Genomic DNA, 20,748 nt, shown 5'->3' on the forward strand with positions numbered 1-20,748 from the left:
GGAATCCATCGAGCCGCAGTAATGGTGGCGCAATGGATTCCGGGCTCGTCGCTTCGCGACGCCCCGGAATGACGGCTGATTGATTACGCCGCGCGTACCGTCTCCAGGAACCTGCTGACCTCGATCCTCAGCCGGTTGCTGTCGTTCGACAGCGACTGCGCCGCGGAGAGCACCTGCGAGGAGGCGGATCCCGTCTCGTTCGCGCCCTGGCGCACGCTCGAGATGTTGGCGCTGACCTGCGTGGTGCCTGCCGCCGCGTTCTGCACGTTGCGCGAGATTTCGCCGGTCGCGGCGCCCTGCTCTTCCACGGCGGCTGCGATGGTGGAGGAAATCTCCGACAGCCGCTCGATGGTGCCGCCGATGGTCTTGATGGCGCCGACCGAATCCTGCGTCGCGACCTGGATGCTCGAGATCTGCTGGCCGATGTCGCCGGTCGCCTTCGCGGTCTGCTCGGCGAGCGCCTTCACTTCCGAGGCCACCACGGCAAAGCCGCGGCCGGCTTCGCCCGCTCGCGCGGCCTCGATGGTGGCGTTGAGCGCCAAGAGGTTGGTCTGGCCGGCGATGGCGTTGATCAGCTCGACCACGTCGCCGATGCGCGCGGCGGCCTGCGACAATTCGCTGACGCGATCGTTGGTGTGACCGGCCTGGCTGACGGCTTCGCCGGCGATCCGCGCGGAAGCCTGCACCTGGCGGCTGATCTCGTTGACCGACGCCGACAGCTCCTCCGCCGCGGAGGCCACCGACTGCACGTTGGTCGCGGCCTCTTCGGAGGCGGCCTCGACCAGCGTCGCAAGCTCGGTCGACCGGCTCGCGGTCGTGGTCAGGGACGTCGCCGACGCTTCGAGCTCGTTGGCGGCGGACGACACGGTCTCGACGATCTCGCCGACCGCGCCTTCGAAATCGTCGGCCATGCGGATCATGTCGGCGCGGCGGCGCTCGGCGGCGAGCTTGTCCTGCCTGATCTTCTCTTCCGCCTCTTCCTTCGCCTTGCGCTCGGCATTGACCTTGAACGTCTCGACGGCCTGCGCGATCTCGCCGATCTCGTCGGGACGGCCGAGGCCGGGCAGCACCACCGCGAAATTGCCGTTGGCGAGCTCGACCATCGCCACGCGCATCGCGGTCAGCGGCTTCGAGACCGAGCGGCCGATGAAGATGCCGAGACCGAGCACGCCGGACGCAATGAGTGCGATGGCGACCGCGATCCAGAACTGGATGCTGACGCGCTCGGCGTCGTTGAGACGATCGGCTTCGATACGAATGGCCTCGACCGATGTCGAGACCTGCTCGATCACGGGCTCGACCGCGGAGAACGCCTCGGACATGGCCTTCAACTCGGACGCCAGCTTCAGCGCGCTCTCCATCCAGGCGGAGAAATCGCGCTGGTAGTCGGCGAGCTTCTGCCGCAGCTCGGCTTTCGCGCCGTCGGGAATGGCGGCGGCGTTGAGGCTGCCTGAGAATTCGGCCGCGCGCTTCTTGATGTCATCGCCATATCTGGCGTCGCGGCGGAGCATGAAGTCCTTCTCGTGCCGGCGCATCATCAGCATGATCACCTTGAGCGAGGACTCTTGAAGCTGGTCGACCTGGCTCTCGATGCCGTGGACGGATCCGCGCAGGCGCCCTTCGAGGCCGGACTTCTCGTCGAGGCCGAGCCGCTGCCGTTCCTCGACCACCGCGGCAAAGCGCGCCTGATAGGTTTTCAGCGATGCGTTCATCGCGTCGATCTTCTGCGCCAGCTCGGGCTTGCCGAGGCCTGCGATCCTGCCGCGCAGCGTGTCGATGTCCAGCGCCACCTGCCGGCTGATCTCGCCCTGGCGCTGGGCCTTGGCCGGATCGCTGCGCAGCAGGAAATCCTTTTCGGCCCGGCGCGCTTCGAGCAGCTCGACCGCGATCCTGTTGTTGAACTCGAAGACCGTGCGCGCATCCTCGGCGGCGCTGCGATAGACGCCCATCGCCTTCTCGCCGTAGAGGTGAATGCCGCCGATCAGGACGACACCGACGACGCCGATCACGCCAATGGCCGTGATCTTGTGAGTGAGACGAAGGGAGAGCAGCCGCATCTGGCGAGAATCCGGTGGTGGTCGATACGGTTGATGAAGCGATAATGCTTGAAAACTTACGTTAATTTGCGGGCACGTATTAATACGTGTGTTCTGTCATAATACTCGTTTATGCACGTTTGAGTGCACAGCGCTGCCCGTGCATTGCCGATTATTCCCGATAGGAACCAATGGCGTGTCGCCGCTTTGAAGCACGATTGCTTGCTTCCCCCGCCTGCACGTCCGCGATGACCCAGCACCCCAACGCCTCCTGATCCTGATGCCCGGCCGAGTGAAATCCGCGGCCTCCAAGCCGCCTGCGTCCCCACGGAAGGAGAGTGCCGCCGACCGAAAGCCGCTTCCCTCCGGTGCAAGCGCGCGAATGAATGCCCGCATCGCGCTTGCGCTCGCCCTGGCTGCGCTCGGCTTGTGGACGGCAGCCGGCTTTCTGCCGGCGCTGATATGGTCGGCGATCCTGGCAACGACCCTGTGGCCGCTCTACACCCAATTTTCAAAGCGCTTGACGTCAGGCCCTTCGACGGCGGCCGCCCTGGTGTTCACTCTCATCGTGGCGCTCGTTCTGTTCACGCCGATGGCGCTCGCGGTCTATCAGATCGCCGAGCAGGGCGACGTGCTGGTCGGCTGGCTGAAGAAGGCCGGCGAGAGCGGGATCGACGTGCCCGATTGGCTCGCTCGCCTGCCGGTCGCCGCCGAGGGCCTGCAGCAATGGTGGCGCGACAATTTATCGGATCCGAAAGCCGCCGCGGCCTGGCTCAAGAGCGTCAACATGGACGATGCGTCGACCGTGCTGCGGACGTTCGGCGCCCAATTGCTGCACCGGCTGTTCCTGTTGTTCTTCTCGCTGCTCGGCTTGTTCGTCCTGCTCCGCAACGGCCGCCTGCTCGCCAGCCGCTTTCTCGAGACCTGCGACAAGCTGTTCGGAGAGGCCGGCGAAGGTCTCATGGAGAAGATGGTCGATGCCACGCGCGGCACCGTGAACGGCACAGTCCTCGTCGCCGCCGGCGAAGGCCTGCTGATCGGCGTCGGCTATCTCATCGCGGGCGTTCCCAACGCCATCGTCTTTACGATTCTCACCACGACATTGGCGATGCTGCCGTTCGGCGCCTGGGCGGCCTTCAGCGCTGCGGCTCTGATCCTGGTCTCAGGCGGCGGCAGCGGATTCGCGGCGGCCGGCGTCTTCTTCTGGGGAGCGATCGTGATGTTCGCCGGAGATCATTTCGTCTGGCCGACCCTGGTGGGCGATTCCGCGCGGCTTCCATTTCTGCTCGCGTTCGTCGGAATCTTCGGCGGCCTGGCCGCGTTCGGCCTGCTGGGCCTGTTCCTGGGCCCGGTCATCATGGCAGCGCTGATGGTGGTCTGGCGCGAGTGGATCTTCCGGCCCGTCGTCAGCGACCACGAGGCTTGATCCGGCGCGAGCGAAGTCGATGCGCCGCGCCGGATCCATTCTTCGACTTAGCTATAGATCTCGAACAGGCCGGCGCCGCCCTGGCCACCGCCGATGCACATGGTCACGACGCCCCACTTGGCCTTGCGGCGCGCGCCTTCCTGCAACAGATGGCCGGTGAGACGGGCGCCGGTCATGCCGAAGGGATGGCCGATCGCAATCGAGCCGCCGTTGACGTTGTACTTGGCGGGGTCAATGCCGAGCTTGTCGCGCGAATAGAGGCACTGGCTGGCGAAGGCTTCGTTGAGCTCCCAGAGATCGATGTCGTCGATCTTGAGGCCGGTGCGCTTGAGCAGCTTCGGGATCGCGAAGACGGGGCCGATGCCCATCTCGTCGGGCTCACAGCCCGCGGTCGCCCAGGCAACGAAGCGGCCGAGCGGCTTGAGGCCACGCTTCTCGGCGTCCTTGGCTTCCATCAGCACCACGGCGGCGGCGCCGTCCGAAAGCTGGCTGGCATTGCCCGCGGTGACGAACTTGCCGGGGCCCTTCACCGGCTCGAGTTTTGCCAATCCTTCCATCGTCGTCTCGGGGCGATTGCATTCGTCGCGATCGACGACGTAATCGACGATGCTCTCGGCCTTGGTCTGCTTGTCGACGACCTTCATCTTCGTCTTCATCGGGACGATCTCGTCCTTGTATTTGCCCGCCTGCTGGGACGCGGCCATGCGGCGCTGCGATTCCAGCGAGAACTCGTCCTGGTACTCGCGGCTGACCTTGTAGCGTTCGGCGACGATGTCGGCGGTGTCGATCATCGCCATGAAGATATCGGGCGCGACCTTGAGCAGTTCAGGGTCGATCGATTCCTTCGGCGTGCCGCCGCCGGGCATCGAGATGCTCTCGACGCCGCCGGCGACGATGCAGTCGGCACCGTCCGAGCGGATCGAGTTGGCGGCCATCGCGATGGTCTGCAGGCCGGAGGAGCAGAAGCGGTTCACCGAGACGCCGGCGGTGGTCTTCGGCAGGCCGGCGAGCAGCGCGGCCTGGCGGCCGATGTTCGGCGCGCCATGGGCGCAATTGCCGAGATAGCAATCCTCGACATAGTCCTTCTCGACACCGGCGCGATCGACCGCGTGCTTGATGGCGTGCGCCGCGAGCGACATCGGCGGCGTGATGTTGAACCCGCCGCGGCCGGATTTTGCCAGGCCCGTGCGCGCGTAGGAAACGATGACGGCTTCACGCATTGCATTCTCCCTTGTCGAACGATTTTGAACTGAGGCGTCCTGGGCGCCATTGGTACACAAAGATTGGAGGACGGGGGAGAAATAAAGCGGGGCGCGGCATCAACAAAAACGCCGCCCTTGCAGTCAAGGGCGGCGTTGTTCCGCATGTCGGAATATATGATATGATGGTCGTCATTCCGGGGCGATGCGCAAGCATCGAACTCCGGTGCGCAATTGCGCACCTGAGAATCTCGAGATTCCGGGTTCTCGCTTCGCGAGCCCCGGAATGACCGAGTCTCAGAACGTCAGCGCCTTGACCTGCTTGACCTGCGGCAGCGCCTGCACCTTGGCGAGCAGGTCGGCCGGCACCGCACCGTCGACCTCGATCAGGGCGATGGCGTCGCTGCCCGGCGCAACGCGGCCGAGATGGAAGGTCGCGATGTTGATCTTGGCATCGCCGAGCAGGCTTGCGAACTTGCCGATGAAGCCCGGCTTGTCCTCGTTGGTCACGTAGATCATCGACTTGCCGAACTCGGCATCGACCCGGATGCCCTTGATGTCGACGAGGCGCGGCTTGCCGTCGGCATAGACCGTGCCCGAGACCGACCGCTCCTGCCGCTCGGTGGTGACGGTCACCGTGATCAGGCTCTCATAGTCGCTCTGGGCGGCGCGGACGATCTCGTCAACCACCATGCCGCGCTCCTTGGCGACGACGGGCGCGGAGACGACGTTGACCTCGCCCAGCATCGGCCGCAGCAGGCCCGACAGCACGGCGGAGGTGATCGCCTTGATCTTCATCTCGGCGACGTGGCCCTCATAGGTGATCTCCACCTTGAGGATGCCGCTCTCGGTGAGCTGGCCGGCGAACGAGCCGAGCTTCTCGGCGAGCGAGATGAAGGGCTTGAGCTTCGGCGCCTCTTCGGCGGTGATCGAGGGGAAGTTGACGGCGTTGGAGATCGCGCCGGTGAGCAGATAGTCCGACATCTGCTCGGCGACCTGGAGCGCAACGTTCTCCTGCGCTTCCGTGGTGGAAGCGCCGAGATGCGGCGTGCAGATCACGTTGGGATGGCCGAACAGCACGTTCTTGGACGCGGGCTCCTCGACGAAAACGTCGAAGGCGGCGCCGGCGATGTGCTTGGAGTTGAGCGCATCGACCACGGCCTGCTCGTCGACGAGACCGCCGCGGGCGCAATTGATCAGGCGCACGCCCTTCTTCATCTTGGCGATCGCGGAAGCGTCGATGATGTTCTTGGTCTTCTCGGTCAGCGGCGTGTGCAGCGTGATGAAGTCGGCACGCTTGAGCAAATCATCGAGCTCGACCTTCTCGACGCCGATGTCCTTGGCACGCTCCGGCGACAGGAACGGATCGAACGCGATCACCTTCATGCGCAGGCCGAGCGCGCGGTCGGCGACGATCGAGCCGATGTTGCCGCAGCCGACGACGCCCAGCACCTTGCCGGTGATCTCGACGCCCATGAAACGGTTCTTCTCCCACTTGCCGGCCTGGGTCGAGGCGTCGGCCTGCGGGATCTCGCGGGCGAGCGCTAGCATCAAGGTGATGGCGTGCTCGGCGGTCGTGATCGAATTACCGAACGGCGTGTTCATCACGATGATGCCCTTGGCCGTGGCGGCGGGGATCTCGACATTGTCGACGCCGATGCCGGCGCGGCCGATCACCTTGAGGTTGGTCGCCTTCTCCAGGATCTTGGCGGTCGCCTTGGTCGCGGAGCGGATCGCAAGGCCGTCGTAATTGCCGATGATCTCGGCCAGCTTGTCCTTGTCCTTGCCGAGGTTGGGCTGGAAGTCGACCTCGACGCCGCGATCTTTGAAGATCTGAACGGCGGCGGGAGAGAGAGCGTCGGAGATGAGAACTTTGGGTTTGGTCATGGGGATGATCCGTGGTGCGAGCTGCATTTACGGAACGTCATCCGCGGGCTTCACCCGCGGATCCATCGCTTTTGATTGATGGATGGCCGGGTCAAGCCCGGCCATGACGAGAACGAGTTGGAACGCGTTACGCCGCCTTGGCGAGCGCGGCCTTGGTCTCGGCGAAGGCCCAGTCGATCCACTGCGTCAGAATCTCGACGTCCTTGGCTTCGACGGTGGCGCCGCACCAGATGCGCAGGCCTGCCGGCGCATCGCGGTAGTAGGCGAAATCGTAGCCGGCGCCTTCCTTCTCGATCAGCGCGACCAGCTTCTTCGAGAACTCCGCCTGCGCGTCGTCCGAGAGCGAGGTGATCGCGGGATCGGTGAACTTGAGGCACACCGAAGTGTTGGAGCGGATCGCGGCATCCTTGGCCAGGAAGTCGATCCAGGGCGTCTTCGCCTTCCAGTCGGCCAGCACCTTGGTGTTGGCGTCGGCACGACCGATCAGCGCCTTGAGGCCGCCGATCGACTTGGCCCAGTTCAGCGCATCGAGATAGTCCTCGACGCAGAGCATCGACGGCGTGTTGATGGTCTCGCCGACGAAGATGCCTTCGTTGATCTTGCCGCCCTTGGTCATGCGGAAGATCTTCGGCAGCGGCCAGGCCGGCTTGTAGGTCTCGAGCCGTTCCACCGCGCGGGGCGACAGGATCAGCATGCCGTGCGCGGCCTCGCCGCCGAGCGCCTTCTGCCAGGAGAAGGTGACGACATCGAGCTTGGCCCAGTCGAGAGCTTGCGCGAACGCGGCGGAAGTCGCGTCGCAAATGGTCAGGCCTTCGCGGGTCGCGCTGATCCAGTCGGCGTTCGGCACGCGCACGCCCGAGGTGGTGCCGTTCCAGGTGAAGACGACGTCGCTCTTGGGATCGACCTTGGAGAGGTCGGGGATTTCACCGTAGCCAGCGTTCAGCTTGGTGACGTCCTTGAGCTTCAATTCCTTGACGATGTCGCTGACCCAGCCCTCGCCGAAGGATTCCCAGGCTAGCGTGGTAACGGGCTTTGCTCCGAGCAGCGACCATAGCGCCATCTCGACCGCGCCGGTATCCGAGGCAGGAACGATACCGATGCGATAATCGGCGGGCACTTCAAGCACCTCGCGCGTCAGATCGATCGCGAGCTTGAGCTTGGACTTGCCGACCTTCGCACGATGCGAACGGCCGAGCGCTGCGTCCTTGAGATTTTGGGCATTCCAGCCGGGGCGCTTGGCGCAGGGGCCGGAGGAGAAATGCGGCACATTGGGCCGCGAAGCGGGCTTCGCTACAGTCATAATCTACCCTTCCAGATAGTAAGCCTCCCGTTGGGGGGAGGTGTCCCGCCGCGGCTGATACGGGAATCGGGTAGTTCAGTCAAGGAAGTTCCGAGCCTTCACGCGCGAGTGATGGCGTCTCTGGGGAAAGATCCGGGGATTCCACCACGGCAATCGCGTTCAGCAAGTCCGTGGCATCGCTGATCAATTGCGCGGCCCGCCGGCGGCTGCCGAGCTTCAAAATGCATTTGTCATTGGCCTGCACGACGTAGTCGTTGCCGACCTTGATGATAGAATAGCTTGTCATCGAAAATCCCCGAACCGACAGAGCCCGGTGTCTGACGCTGCCTAGCACCGTTCGTTCCCGGTTCAAGGTGAACGACGAACGGGTAGTTTATCAGCTCTTAATATGAACGAACGCGCGATCCGATTTTGCTGTTCAAGCAACGCGCGAGGACGCTGCCTCAAAAGCGGACAGTCATGCCGACGTGGCTGCTTGTGAATCCGAGGCGCGTGTAGAAGCGCTGCGCGTCGACCCTGCTCGCATGCGTCAGCAGCTCCACCAGATTGCAGCCGCGCGCCTTTGCTTCGGTGATCGCCCATTGCACCAGTTGCTCGCCGATGCCGCGGCTGCGGCAATCGGTGGCAACGCGCACGTCTTCGAGCAGACCGCGCACGCCGCCTTGCGAGCTGACACCGGGCAGAATCGCGAGTTGCAGGCAGCCGACCACCCTGCCCTCGCTCTCGGCAACCACGAGCGTCAGATTCGGATCGCGCTCGACGCGCTCGAACGCCGCGTAATAAGACGCGGGCAGCGGATCCTCGACACGCTCACGGGCGCGTCCGAGATGATCGTCGGCGAGCATCGCCACGATCGCGGGGACATCCTCGCGGCGCGCGGGCCGGATCGAGACGGACTTGTCGGTCATCTGGAAACTCCGGAGTCAGCGAACGGCCGGCAGACCGAGGAAAGCCTCGGTCTCCGCGATCCAGCGGCGGATGGCCCCATAGCGAGCGCGATCGAAGCCGCCTTCATGCGCGAGACGCGTATAGGCGAGCAGCGAGACGTCGGCGAGCGAAACCGCCTCGCCGGCAAAGAACCGGCTCGCCGAAAGATGCTGCTCCATACGGTCGAGCGCTGCATAGCCGCGCTTGACCTTGTCGGGATCGAGCTCGGACGCGTCCTTGCCGAGATAGACGAGGAGGAAGCGGCACACCGCGATGTAGGGCTCGTGGCTGTATTGCTCCCAGAACAGCCATTCGTCCATCTTGGCCGCCGTGAAGGCGTCACGCGGAACGAGCGCGCTGTCGCGGGCGAGATAGCGGATGATGGCGTTGGACTGGGCCAGCGTGCGGCCGTCGTCGAAGGCGACGGTCGGCACCTGGCCGGCGCCGTTCATGGCGAGGAATTGCGGCGTGCGCGTCTCGCCCTTGCGGGTGTCGAGTTCGATCCACTGGTAGGGCAATGCGAGATGATCGCAGACCCACTTCACCTTCAGGCAGTTTCCGGAATTGCTGTCGCCGTAGATCTTCATCGCCGCCGCCCCGCTTTGGAGCGACAGAGCATCAGGACGACGCAGCCGTGTCAACCGGCTGCAAACGCGGGCCTAGAACTTGTAGCCTGCGCCGACACGGAAATTGTTCAGGCCGACCGCAATGTCCTTCACGTTCGAGAAGCCGACATGCTCCCATTCACCGCGAATGAGGAAGTTGTTGTAGATCGCGTATTCAACACCGATGCCGGCTGTCCACCCATACATGAAGGCGTTCGTCCGCTGCTCAACACTCGACCATGCGCCCGTGTCGATCGTGTCTTGATGATGCGTCGTCGTGGTGACGCCGCCGACTGTCACGGACGTATCGTAATCGTCATGCTTGATGTAGGAGACCGTCGCAAATCGCGAAACTTCGGCGCGCCCGATCGCCAGGCCTCCGAAAGCATAGGGCATGAAATCGCCGCCGTCCCAGCCGACCCGGCCGCGGAAGGTGGCGTAGTCCTTCAATTTCAGCGAAGCACCACCGCCGAGCGTGGTGACATAGGTATAGGTGTGACCGGATGGCCCCGTCTCGCCATCCAGGATGCGCGTCATGGAGTCGCTGGCAGAGCTCCCGATATTATTCATGTAGCTATAATTGGCTTCGATGCCCATCACGGCGTCGTAGATCTGCCAGTTCCTGCCCACATAGGCGCCGAACCCGGTCCCCTGTACGTGGTTCTTCGGCAGCAGCGACCATCCGCCGACCGGGGCCTGCAGGATGCTGTCGCGCAGCATGAAATCCGACATCGATTTCGGGGCGTGGCTGAAGTCGATGTTAGTTGTGGCGAAGCCCCACTGACCACCGACGTAGAAGCCGTCCCAGTTGACGGAGGACTTCGACAGACCGTCGGTAAAGCCGCCGCGCAGGATCGGCAGATCCGGCATATCGGCCGCGTGCGCGGCAGACACCGTCCCCAACATCACCGCCGCCAACAAAAGCCCACGCATCGCAACGCTCCATCGAACTCGAACTTTCGCTCGTGATCATGGCTCGTTAACCTTAACCAATGGTTGCGTCAGACGCCTTCGTCGCCACTCGCCATGAAAAATACGCAAAGCAAAACGGCGCGGGATGATCCCGCGCCGTTAAGAAGTCCTAACCGATCGGCTGGCTGATCAGCCCTTGGTGACCAGCGGCGGCGCGTAGACCGGCGGGCTGCTGAGATCCCAGCGCACGCCGAACTTCAGGTCGTGCGAGGTGATGTCCTTGAACTGCATGGTGCGGCCGCGGGTGAAGCCGGTGAAGTCCGTGAGGGCTCCGGTGACGCCGTCTCCGAGGTCGACGTAGCGATAGGCCAGTTCCAGCGTCAGGCTCGGATTGACCTTGTAAGCCAGACCGGCATGCGCGGCCCAGGCGAAGTTCCACTTCGAAGCGTTCGGCGCGTAGGCGACGCCGCCGTTCACCGTGTTGATGTCCTGGAAGTTCGAGATGGTGTTGCGCGAGGTACCGACACCGGCACCGATGAACGGGGTCACGCACCACCAGGTGCCGAGATCGACATAGGCGTTGGCGAGGAACAGCCACTCCGACTTGCTGCCGTGATACTCGTCGGTGAAGGCCGGAGCGTTGTTGAAATTGACGATCTGCAGACCATGCAGATTGGCGTTGCTGCGGTATTCACCGGTCACGTCCGCACGGAACCAGTTGTTGAACCTGTAACCGGCGCCGAGGCCGAAGATGCCGGCCGAGTCGAAGCCGAGACCCTGCGTCGAGGCAATGCTGATGCCGGGATCGAGGAAGCTCGGATTGAGCTGCTTCACCTTCTGATTGCTGATGCCGATATCGCCACGCAGATACCAGCCACCGAAATCGGCGGGCGGAGCGGGCGGCGCGTACATGGGAGGGGGCGGCGCGATCGGCATGTCGGCGGCGAACGCCATCGACGAGATCAGGGTTGCCGCACCCGCGGCAAGGAGAGACTTAACGCTACGCATTGGCTTCGTCCTTATGGCCGGTGAGGCTCAATACGACCGCCTCACGTTCTGGAAACTCACGAAGCGGACGATGCCAGCAAATGTTTAAGCGCCACTTAACCCTAATTTTTAAGGTTGATTTTTTCTCACCTCTCGCGCGGATGGACGGCAAGCGTTGCAAAATTGCAGCGCCGCGCGCCGCAATTGCTAACGATGTGTGAAGCCGCAATGCAGCGGGAGAGAATCCGTTAACGCGCGTGTCGCGGCAGCTTGGGCAGGAACACCGCAAGCAGGCCGATCGCCGGCAGGTAGGCGCAGACCTGGTAGACGAACTCGATCGAGGTGTGATCGGCGAGCTTGCCGAGCACGGCGGCGCCGAGGCCTCCGATACCGAAGGCGACGCCGAAGAACACGCCGGAGATCATGCCGAAGCGGTGCGGCACCAGCTCCTGCGCGAACACGATGATCGACGACGTCGTCGAGGAGATGATCAGGCCGATGACGACTGACAGCACCGCGCTGCCGGCGATCCCGGCATAAGGCAGCGCCAGCGTGAACGGCAGAGCGCCGAGGATCGAGATCCAGATCACGATCTTGCGGCCGAAGCGGTCCCCGAGCGGCCCGCCGAGAAAAGCGCCAACCGCATTCGCGGCGAGGAAGATGAAGAGATACATCTGCGCCGCCTGCGTCGACACGCCGAAGCGGTCGATCAAATAGAAGATGTAGTAGCTCGACAGGCTCGAGACATAGAGCTGCTTGGAGAACAGCAGCGCGACCAGCACGAGCAGTGCGATCACGACGCGGCGCGAGCTCGGCGCGTCCGGATGGGCCTGGACCGCGGCCGTCTTCTTCGCCTTGATCTGCGGCGCGTACCAGCGGCCGATGCGCCAGAGAATGAGGATCGCGAGGAACGCGATCGAGGAGAACCAGGCGATGCTGCCCTGCCCGAACGGCACCACGATCAGCGCCGCCAGCACCGGCCCCATCGAGGTGCCGAAGCTGCCGCCGAGCTGAAACACCGATTGCGCAAAGCCGTAGCGGCCGCCGGAGGCGAGCCGCGCGATGCGCGCCGATTCCGGGTGAAACACCGCCGAGCCGAGACCGACGAAGGCCGCCGCGACGAGGATGACGAGGTATTGCTGGGCGACGCTGAGCAGCAGCAGACCGAAGAAGGTCGAGGCCATGCCGATCGCCAGCGAATAAGGCTGCGCCTTCTTGTCGGTGTAGTGCCCCACCACCGGCTGCAGCAGCGAGGCCGTGAACTGGAACGCCAGCGTGATCATGCCGATCTGCGCGAAGTCGAGCGCGTAGGTGTCCTTCAGGATCGGATACACCGAGGCGATCAGCGACTGCATGGTGTCGTTGAGGAAGTGCGAGACGCTGATGCCTGCGAGCACGACATAGGCCGGGCCCGCGGCCCTGCTGGCCGCAGCGGGCGTCACGTCGCTGACGACGACGGGCTCGGTCAGCGTTTCATCGGAGACGACGACTGGCTTGTTCACTGCAGCATCCCGGCGCGGCAGATTGCCGCGACCTCACAGGTACGATGCTGGCGGAGGGCAAACCACCGCCAATCGCAAATGGCTGGGATGCGCGTCTTACCCTCTCCCCTTGTGGGAGAGGGTGGCTCGCCGCGTCGCGGCGAGACGGGTGAGGGGTATCTATCCTCGCACGCACAATCTCACGAGTGGAGAGAACCCCTCATCCGGCGCTTCGCGCCACCTTCTCCCACAAGGGGAGAAGGAAGAGCACTTACGCCGCGGCCTGGCCCAGCGCGGACACGATGGTGTCGACGACGTCCTCGACCAGGATGCGGTCCTCGCCCTCGCCCATGACGCGGATCACGGGCTCGGTGCCGGAGGAGCGGATCAGGAGGCGGCCGTGGCCGTTGAGGCGCTTCTCGCCGTCGGAGATCGCCGACTTCACGTCGGAATCGTCGAGCGGCTTGCCGCCCTTGTGGCGGACGTTCTTGAGGATCTGCGGCAGCGGATCGAAGCGGTGGCAGACTTCGGAGACGGGCCGGCGCAGCTTCTGCACCACGGCCAGCACCTGCAGCGCGGCGACGAAGCCGTCGCCCGTCGTGGCGTAGTCGGACAAGATGATGTGGCCGGACTGCTCGCCGCCGAGATTGTAGCCACCGCTCAGCATCTGCTCGAGCACGTAGCGATCGCCGACCGGCGTGCGCACGAGATCGAGCCCCTGCTCTTTCAGGAAGCGTTCGAGGCCGAGATTGGACATCACGGTGGCGACGATGCCGGGACGCGACAGGCGGCCGTCTTCCTTCCAGCTCTGCGCGATCACCGCGAGCAGCTGGTCGCCATCGACGACATGGCCGCGCTCGTCCACCAGGATGACGCGATCGGCGTCGCCGTCGAGCGCGATGCCGATGTCGGCGCGCATCTCGCGCACCTTCTTCGACAGCGCCTCCGGCGAAGTCGAGCCGCAATCCTTGTTGATGTTGAAGCCGTCAGGCTCGACCCCGATCGACACGACGTCGGCGCCGAGCTCCCACAGCGCTTCGGGCACCACCTTGTAGGCGGCGCCATTGGCGCAGTCGATCACGACGCGCAGGCCGTCGAGCGAGAGATCGCGCGGCAGGGTGCGCTTGGCGAATTCGATGTAACGGTCATGCACGCCGTCGATGCGGCGGGCGCGGCCGAGGCTCGCACTTTGTGCCAGACGCTTCTCGATCGGCTCGTCGAGCAGGTGCTCGATCTGCTTCTCGACGTCGTCGGAGAGCTTGAAGCCCTGCGGGCCGAACAGCTTGATGCCGTTGTCCTCGAACAGATTGTGCGAGGCCGAGATCATCACGCCGAGGTCGGCGCGCATCGACTTGGTCAGCATCGCGACCGCCGGCGTCGGCATCGGGCCGACCAGCAGCACGTCCATACCGACCGAGGTGAAGCCCGCGACCATGGCGTATTCGATCATGTAGCCGGACAGACGGGTGTCCTTGCCGATCACGACCCGGTGGCGATGGTCGCCGCGCTGGAACGCAAGGCCTGCGGCCTGGCCGACCTTGAGCGCGAGCTCCGGCGTGATCAGTCCGTTGGCGCGGCCCCGAATCCCGTCCGTCCCGAAATATTTGCGACTCATATCGTCCCCCAACGCAACAACCAGGGGATCCCCTCGACAACCACGGGATGCCCGACCGGGCCCCGCATCCCTGATTTGCTGGGGTCTTATAATGCCTGCGCGGCTAACTTGGCTTCAAAAAATATGATGAATCATTACGGAACCGGGCCCGCCTGCTTCCCGATAACGTCTTGTTAACACTGTATTTCCCGCGATAGCCTCGGAATGAGGCGGAACCGGCCCTAGCTGCTGCGCTTGACGTGGCCGTCCCCGCGGCTCGGCGCCGGCTGGGTGACGTTGACGGGATCGGAGCCCGGAAAGGTCTCCTCCAGCCCCTCTTCCAGGGCCTCCTCGAGATCATGCTTCTCCTTGATCTCTTCCGGCGAAGGCCCGGCGTGCGGCTTGGTCATGGCGCCCTCCTGCAAAACCTTCTGCAAACGATTTGGCTGCGCATCCAACCATGCTAGATGAGCGCGAAATCTTCCAATGCAAGACTCTCGAGTACGGGACTCCTGAGTAGAGGACGGGCCGGGGAACGATCATGAAACATATCACCTGTATCGACGATCTTCGCACACTGCATAAGCGCCGCGTGCCGAAGGCCTTCTTCGACTATTGCGACCGCGGTTCCTATGCCGAGGAGACGCTGCGCGCCAACCGCGAGGACATGCAGGCGATCAAGTTCCGCCAGCGCATCCTGGTCGACGTCTCCAAGCGCGACACCTCGACCACGATCCTCGGCGAGCCCTCGACCATGCCGCTGATGCTCGCGCCCGTCGGCCTGCTCGGCATGCAGCATGGCGACGGCGAGATCCACGCCTGCCGCGCCGCGCAGGCGGCCGGCATCCCGTTCACGCAATCGACCATGTCGATCTGCTCGATCGAGGACATCGCCGCCAATGTCGAGAAGCCGTTCTGGTTCCAGCTCTACGTCATGAAGGACCGCGGCTTCATCAAGGACCTGATCCAGCGCGCAGCCGCAGCCAAGTGCAGCGCGCTGGTGCTCACGGTCGATCTGCAGGTGATCGGCCAGCGCCACGCCGACATCAAGAACGGCATGACCGTGCCGCCCGAATGGTCGCTGGCGAAGCTGCTGGATTTCGCCAGCAAGCCGGCCTGGGTCTCCGGCGTGCTGCAGGGCAAGCGCCGCACCTTCGGCAACATCGCCGGTCACGTGAAGAATACCGAGGACCTCAACCGCCTCGCCGAATGGACGGCCTCGCAGTTCGACACCTCGCTGAGCTGGAAGGACATCGAGTGGGTCCGCAGCATCTGGCCGGGCAAGCTGATCATCAAGGGCATCCTCGACGTCGAGGACGCCGAGGAAGCCGCCAAGACCGGCGCGCAGGCGCTGGTGGTGTCGAACCATGGCGGCCGCCAGCTCGACGGCGCGCCGTCTTCGATCGAGGTGCTGCCGGAGATCGCCGACGCCGTCGGTGACAGGATGGAGATCATGTTCGACGGCGGCATCCGCTCCGGCCAGGACGTGATGCGGGCGCTCGCGCTCGGCGCAAAATCCTGCATGCTCGGCCGCGCCTACGCCTACGGCCTCGGCGCCGGCGGCCAGGCCGGCGTCGCCAAGGCGATCGACATCATCCAGAAAGAGCTGCTTACGACCATGGGCCTGTGCGGCGTCAACCGGATCGACGAGATCGACGATCACATCATTGCGGTCTAGCCGCGCGAGCGGCCGCACGCACGGTACTGAGACCTGAGACTATCGATAGATCACGCGGTATGGGTCCCGGCCTTCGCCGGGACGACACCAAGAATGTATCGGCAGTCTCGCCTCACATCGGCGGCGTGATGCCGTCGCGGCCCACATTGACGCGATTGGCTTCCAGCGAGCCGTCGTCCTTCTTCGCCGCGCCGAAGATGATCAGCTTGGCGCCGGGCTTCACTTCCGACTTGTCGCTGGCGACGAAGGTGACGATCGGGGTGTCCGGCGGCACCACGACCTTCTTCTCACCGTCCTTGTATTTCACCGTGATGTTCTGGCCATCGGTGCCCTTCACGGTCTGCGCCACCGTGGCATTGGTCATGGTGGAATTGGCGCGGGCATCCCAGGGACGGAAGCCTTCGGCGGCGCCGCGCTGGTTCTCCGGGAAAATGTGCACCGCGATCGCCTTCTGGGTGCCGTCGGGCTCGGGCAGGCCGGTGACGCCGATGTAAGAGCCGTCCTTGATCTCCGACAACGATGTCTTGATCACCGCGAAGACCGCGACATTGTCGGTCATCTTCACCTTCACGTCGCTGCCCTCGCGGGTCTTGATGGCGAGCGTGTTGCCGTCGACACTCTCGATGGTGCCGCGGATGCGCACCGTGGGCGCCTGCTGTGCGGAAGCAACCGACGAGAAGGCAACGGCGAACAGCGCCGCGAGCAAAAGAGATTTCGGCATGGTGGTTCTCCGGGGAATTGCTGGCGCAGAAACAAACACCGTGCGCGGCGGCGTATTCCGGCGGTCCGTAGCCAGGATGGAGCGCAGCGCAATCCGGGACAGTGCGCCGCGCCGAAAGAACCCGGATTTCGCTGCGCTCCATCCGGGCTACGAAGTGTGCGTCACATCGGGGGCGTCAGGCCGTCGCGGCCGACGCTGACGCGGTTGGTCTCGAACGAGCCGTCCGGCAACTGCTTCATGAAGGCGATCACCTGGGCGCCGGGCTTCAGTTCGCCCTTGTCGCCGGGCACGAAGGTCACCACCGGCGTGTCGTCGGGAACGAACACCTTCTTCTCGCCGTCCTTGTACTTGACCAGCAGCGTGTGGCCGTCATTGCCGACCACGCTCTCCGACACCGTCGCATTGGTCATGCTCGAATTGGGCTTGAGGTCGTAGGGCCGCGAGCCTTCGCCGGTGCCGCGCATGCTCTCCGGAAACACGTGCACCTCAACGGCGTTCTGGCCGCCATCCGGTCCCGGCACCGTGGTCGCTCCGACAAAGGAGCCGACCTTGATGTCGGCGAGCGAAATCCTGGTGATGCCCGACACGCGAACATCAGAGGCGATGCGCAGCTTGACGTCCTCGCCGCTACGCGACTTGACCTGCATCGTGTCGCCGTTGACGGCCTCGATGGTGCCGCGCACCCGCGTCGGAACCGGCGCCTTCTGCGCAAAGGCCGAGAGGCTCGTGACGGCCACCATCGCAACAGCGAGCAGCGGACGTGTGAAAATAGCACGTTGAACAGACATGACGGTCTCCGATTGTCCCCACGGATGGAGAACTCCGGAAGACCCGCGCTATTCTCTCAAGTCTTTGTGAGATCGGCCTCGACCAGTGCCCGCAACTCGGCCGTGACCTCGGGCCGCCGGCCGAACCACATCTCGAAGCCGCGCACCGCCTGATGCAAGAGCATGCCGAGCCCGTCGGCGGTCTTCAGGCCGCGAGCCTTGGCGGCGGCCAGCAGCGGCGTCACCAGCGGGACATAGACCAGATCGGCAACGACCGCGGCTTGCGGCAGGCGCGCGATGTCGACCTCGAGCGGCGGCTGGCCGTGCATGCCGAGCGAAGTCGTGTTCACGAGAAGTTTTGCGCGTGGCAGCACGTCGCCAACCGCGTCCCACGTCACCGGATGCACGGTCGGCCCGAACTGTCTTGCAAGTGTCTCGGCCCGCGCGATGGTGCGATTGGCGAGATGGATGCGCTTGACCCCGCGTTCGATGAGCCCGAACACCACCGCACGCGAGGAGCCGCCGGCGCCGAGCACGAGCGCCTCCTCGGCCGCGTCCCAACCCGGCGCGCCGGCATCGAGATTGCCGATGAAACCTTCGACGTCGGTGTTGGTCGAACGCAGCTCGCCATCGGCGAACCACAGCGTGTTGGCCGCGCCCACGGCTTTGGCGCGGGCGTCGGGTGCCGACAGCGCCAGCACGCCTTCCTTGTGCGGGATGGTGACGTTGGCGCCGACGAAGCCGCGCAGAGACAGCCGCAGCACGAAATCCCGCAAGTCCTCGGGCGGCACCGCCTCGATGACATAGCCGCCGTCGATGCCCAGCGTGCGCAGCCAGTAATGATGGATCAGCGGCGAGCGCGAATGCGCGGCCGGCCATCCGATCAGACAGGCTGCAGGAACGTTGGGCGCGGTCATCTCGTCCTCGGGGTCGTATTTCCGAGGCGATCCATTTCGCGTCGCGCCCGCTCTGTCAAGCGCTCCCGCCGCGGTGGCGGCCGGAGAATGGCCTGCCGTCAGCTCGCCGCAGCCTCCTCGGCCGCGCCGCCCTTGATGTCGGCGATCGCGCGTTCCAGGCTCTGGCGATAGCGCGCGCGTGGCGGCGTCACGCCATGGGTGAGCAGCGCGCGGCGGACCGCGGGCGAGGCGCCGGTGATGAACAGCCGGATGCCCTGGCGGTGCGCCTTGGCGGCGACGCGGCCGAGCACGTTGGCGGCCGTCGAATCCAGGAACGGCACCGCGGCGAAATCGACCACGAAGGCCTTGCGCTTGTCGGCAACCTCGTCGAGCACGCCGCCGATGGCGGAGGCCGCGCCGAAGAAGAACGCGCCGGTGATGCGATAGACCAGCACGTCGCGATCGACCGCCAGCGCGGGATCGTAGCGAACGCGATCGCCATTGCCGTCGTCGGGGCGATCGGCCGCGACCAGCGGCGAACGCTCCTCGATGCCCGTCATCTCCGCCATGCGATGGATGAACAGCACCGCGCCGAGCGCGAAGCCGACCAGGATGCCTTCGGTGAGATCGCGGAAGATCGTGAGCAGGAAGGTCGCGAGCAGCACGACGGCATCGCCCCATGACGAGCGCAGCAGCGTCGCGAACTCATGCTTCTCCGCCATGGTCCAGGCCACCACGACCAGCACCGAGGCGAGCGCGGCGAGCGGGATGTAGCTTGCGAGCGGAGCCGCGATCAGCATGAACAGCAGCAGGAAGACCGCATGCAGCATGCCCGCGAGCGGCCCACGCGCCCCGGCGCGGATGTTGGTCGCGGTCCGCGCGATCAGGCCAGTGACGCAGATGCCGCCGAACAGCGCCGAGCCGATATTGGCCGCGCCCTGCGCCACCAGCTCGCAATTGGAACGGTGGCGGCGCCCGGTCATGCCGTCGGCGACGACCGCGGACAGCAGCGATTCGATGGCGGCCAGCAGCGCGAACGAAATCGCATCCGGCAGCACGGCGGTCACCTTCGCGAGCGAGAACGCCGGCAACGCCGGCGAGGGCAATTCGCGCGGAATGCCGCCGAAGCGCGAGCCGATGGTTTCGACCGGCAGCGAGAGCGCCGCGCACGCAACGGCCGCGAACACGACCGCGATCAGGATGCCGGGCCAGGACGGCCGCCAGATCCGCAAGGCCGCGATGATGGCGACGCTGACGACGGCGACTGCGACCGCGGATGGATTGACGGTGTTGAGGCCGCCGGCGAGCGCGAGCAGCTTCGGCACGAACTCGCTGGGCTCTTTCCCCGCGAGCGTGATGCCCGAGAGATCGCGCAGCTGGCTGGCGAAGATGATCACGGCGATGCCCGCGGTGAAGCCGACCGTCACCGGATAGGGAATGAACTTGATGTAGGTGCCGACCCGCAGGAGGCCCGCGGCGAACAGGAACAGGCCCGCCATCAGGGTGGCGAGAATGACGCCGTCGACGCCGTGCCGTTCGGCGGTCGCGGCGACCAGCACGATGAAGGCCCCCGCCGGGCCGCCGATCTGGAACCGGCTGCCGCCAAGCAGCGAAGCGATGAAGCCGCCGACGACGGCGGTGTAGAGGCCGCGGTCCGGCGTCACGCCCGAGGCGATCGCGATCGCCATCGACAGCGGCAGCGCCACGATCGCAACGGTCAGGCCGGCGAAGACGTCGGCGCGGAAATCCGATAGCCCGTAGCCTTCACGCCAGACGGTGACGAGTTTCGGCAGATATAATTCGGCGAAGGTCGGCCGACGCAGCTGCTGCAGCCCGCCTGCCTCATCACTTGTGATGCTCATGCCTCGTTGCCCCACAATGCTCCATTGCATCGTGCGGCCGCGATGTCGGACGCGACGGTGCGTTAGCTCTTCCCTGCAGGCACGATCATCGCGACGATCATGCCTCTACCCTGCGCGGCGGCCCGGGCTCCTTCAGGCGAACACCACGCCCGCCGCTGTCGCTGCGGACCTGCTCGCCGATCAGCTCGACGCCGGCCCGGTCGAAAGCCTCGACCACCTTGATCAGCGTCTCGACCACACCACGCACATTGCCGGTCGAGGCCTCCATCCGCTGGATGGTCGGCAATGACACGCCGGCAAGTTCGGCCAGGGTTTTCTGGTCAATGCCGAGCAGCGCGCGGGCTGCCCGCATCTGGAATGCCGTGATCACCTTGGCCTCACTTACCAACACTTATAAATGATATCTGATACATATACAATGATGTAAAATACATCATTCGGAGCTGGACGCAAGTGGCTACCTGTCGGTC

General features: G+C 64.8%; 19 protein-coding genes. 2 read left to right on the forward strand and 17 right to left on the reverse strand.

The window, feature by feature from the left end; translation table 11 throughout:
• Positions 1 to 83: 83 nt before the first annotated feature.
• Entirely contained in the window at positions 84 to 2,057 is a 1,974-nt protein-coding gene (locus tag QRQ56_RS35605) for a methyl-accepting chemotaxis protein (RefSeq protein ID WP_438746210.1), read from the reverse strand.
• 361 nt (positions 2,058 to 2,418) lie between these two features.
• On the opposite strand from QRQ56_RS35605, the gene QRQ56_RS35610 reads away from it, so the two are divergent.
• Positions 2,419 to 3,462: an AI-2E family transporter gene (locus tag QRQ56_RS35610; protein ID WP_438746212.1), complete on the forward strand. Its 1,044-nt coding sequence runs from the start codon at positions 2,419 to 2,421 to the stop codon at positions 3,460 to 3,462.
• 47 nt (positions 3,463 to 3,509) lie between these two features.
• Here QRQ56_RS35610 and QRQ56_RS35615 read toward each other — a convergent pair whose 3' ends face one another.
• The 11 genes from QRQ56_RS35615 to QRQ56_RS35665 all read right to left on the reverse strand — a co-directional run bounded on the left by QRQ56_RS35615 (position 3,510) and on the right by QRQ56_RS35665 (position 14,764).
• A complete protein-coding gene (locus tag QRQ56_RS35615; protein ID WP_438746214.1) occupies positions 3,510 to 4,682 on the reverse strand; it encodes a thiolase family protein in 1,173 nt (390 codons plus the stop codon).
• A 276-nt stretch (positions 4,683 to 4,958) separates the two neighbouring features.
• Positions 4,959 to 6,548 carry a phosphoglycerate dehydrogenase gene (serA, locus tag QRQ56_RS35620; RefSeq protein ID WP_438746216.1) on the reverse strand — a complete coding sequence of 530 codons (1,590 nt, stop codon included), beginning with the start codon at positions 6,546 to 6,548 and terminating at the stop codon, positions 4,959 to 4,961.
• Positions 6,549 to 6,675: 127 nt separating this feature from the next.
• Entirely contained in the window at positions 6,676 to 7,848 is a 1,173-nt protein-coding gene (locus QRQ56_RS35625) for a phosphoserine transaminase (RefSeq protein ID WP_438746218.1), read from the reverse strand.
• 79 nt (positions 7,849 to 7,927) lie between these two features.
• Positions 7,928 to 8,134, reverse strand: a complete 207-nt coding sequence (locus QRQ56_RS35630) for a hypothetical protein (RefSeq protein WP_438746220.1) — start codon at positions 8,132 to 8,134, stop codon at positions 7,928 to 7,930.
• Between the two features lie 157 nt (positions 8,135 to 8,291).
• The gene (locus tag QRQ56_RS35635) at positions 8,292 to 8,756 is read right to left on the reverse strand and encodes a GNAT family N-acetyltransferase (protein ID WP_438746222.1); all 465 of its coding nucleotides are present in this window, start codon (positions 8,754 to 8,756) and stop codon (positions 8,292 to 8,294) included.
• Positions 8,757 to 8,771: 15 nt separating this feature from the next.
• A complete protein-coding gene (locus QRQ56_RS35640; RefSeq protein ID WP_438746224.1) occupies positions 8,772 to 9,362 on the reverse strand; it encodes a glutathione S-transferase family protein in 591 nt (196 codons plus the stop codon).
• Between the two features lie 72 nt (positions 9,363 to 9,434).
• Positions 9,435 to 10,313, reverse strand: a complete 879-nt coding sequence (locus QRQ56_RS35645; protein WP_438746226.1) for an outer membrane protein — start codon at positions 10,311 to 10,313, stop codon at positions 9,435 to 9,437.
• Positions 10,314 to 10,481: 168 nt separating this feature from the next.
• Positions 10,482 to 11,300: an outer membrane protein gene (locus QRQ56_RS35650; protein ID WP_438746228.1), complete on the reverse strand. Its 819-nt coding sequence runs from the start codon at positions 11,298 to 11,300 to the stop codon at positions 10,482 to 10,484.
• Between the two features lie 227 nt (positions 11,301 to 11,527).
• Complete coding sequence (locus tag QRQ56_RS35655; protein WP_438746230.1) at positions 11,528 to 12,781, reverse strand: MFS transporter; 1,254 nt, start codon at positions 12,779 to 12,781, stop codon at positions 11,528 to 11,530.
• A 250-nt stretch (positions 12,782 to 13,031) separates the two neighbouring features.
• Complete coding sequence (glmM, locus tag QRQ56_RS35660) at positions 13,032 to 14,375, reverse strand: phosphoglucosamine mutase (protein WP_438746231.1); 1,344 nt, start codon at positions 14,373 to 14,375, stop codon at positions 13,032 to 13,034.
• 221 nt (positions 14,376 to 14,596) lie between these two features.
• Positions 14,597 to 14,764, reverse strand: coding sequence for a hypothetical protein (locus QRQ56_RS35665; protein ID WP_198963776.1), 168 nt, complete (start codon positions 14,762 to 14,764; stop codon positions 14,597 to 14,599).
• Between the two features lie 131 nt (positions 14,765 to 14,895).
• On the opposite strand from QRQ56_RS35665, the gene QRQ56_RS35670 reads away from it, so the two are divergent.
• Positions 14,896 to 16,032, forward strand: a complete 1,137-nt coding sequence (locus QRQ56_RS35670; protein ID WP_438746233.1) for an alpha-hydroxy acid oxidase — start codon at positions 14,896 to 14,898, stop codon at positions 16,030 to 16,032.
• A 112-nt stretch (positions 16,033 to 16,144) separates the two neighbouring features.
• On the opposite strand, the gene QRQ56_RS35675 is transcribed toward QRQ56_RS35670, so the two are convergent.
• From QRQ56_RS35675 to QRQ56_RS35695, 5 genes are all read right to left on the reverse strand, one after another.
• Positions 16,145 to 16,753: a hypothetical protein gene (locus QRQ56_RS35675; RefSeq protein WP_438746235.1), complete on the reverse strand. Its 609-nt coding sequence runs from the start codon at positions 16,751 to 16,753 to the stop codon at positions 16,145 to 16,147.
• Positions 16,754 to 16,914: 161 nt separating this feature from the next.
• Positions 16,915 to 17,541: a hypothetical protein gene (locus QRQ56_RS35680; protein WP_438746236.1), complete on the reverse strand. Its 627-nt coding sequence runs from the start codon at positions 17,539 to 17,541 to the stop codon at positions 16,915 to 16,917.
• Positions 17,542 to 17,597: 56 nt separating this feature from the next.
• Positions 17,598 to 18,437: a shikimate dehydrogenase gene (locus QRQ56_RS35685; RefSeq protein ID WP_438746237.1), complete on the reverse strand. Its 840-nt coding sequence runs from the start codon at positions 18,435 to 18,437 to the stop codon at positions 17,598 to 17,600.
• Positions 18,438 to 18,535: 98 nt separating this feature from the next.
• Positions 18,536 to 20,278: a SulP family inorganic anion transporter gene (locus QRQ56_RS35690; RefSeq protein ID WP_438746239.1), complete on the reverse strand. Its 1,743-nt coding sequence runs from the start codon at positions 20,276 to 20,278 to the stop codon at positions 18,536 to 18,538.
• 97 nt (positions 20,279 to 20,375) lie between these two features.
• Positions 20,376 to 20,648: a helix-turn-helix domain-containing protein gene (locus tag QRQ56_RS35695; protein WP_438746240.1), complete on the reverse strand. Its 273-nt coding sequence runs from the start codon at positions 20,646 to 20,648 to the stop codon at positions 20,376 to 20,378.
• Positions 20,649 to 20,748 lie beyond the last annotated feature (100 nt).

Origin of the sequence: Bradyrhizobium sp. U531, from assembly GCF_051710265.1 — a bacterium.
Taxonomy (GTDB): Bacteria; Pseudomonadota; Alphaproteobacteria; order Rhizobiales; family Xanthobacteraceae; genus Bradyrhizobium.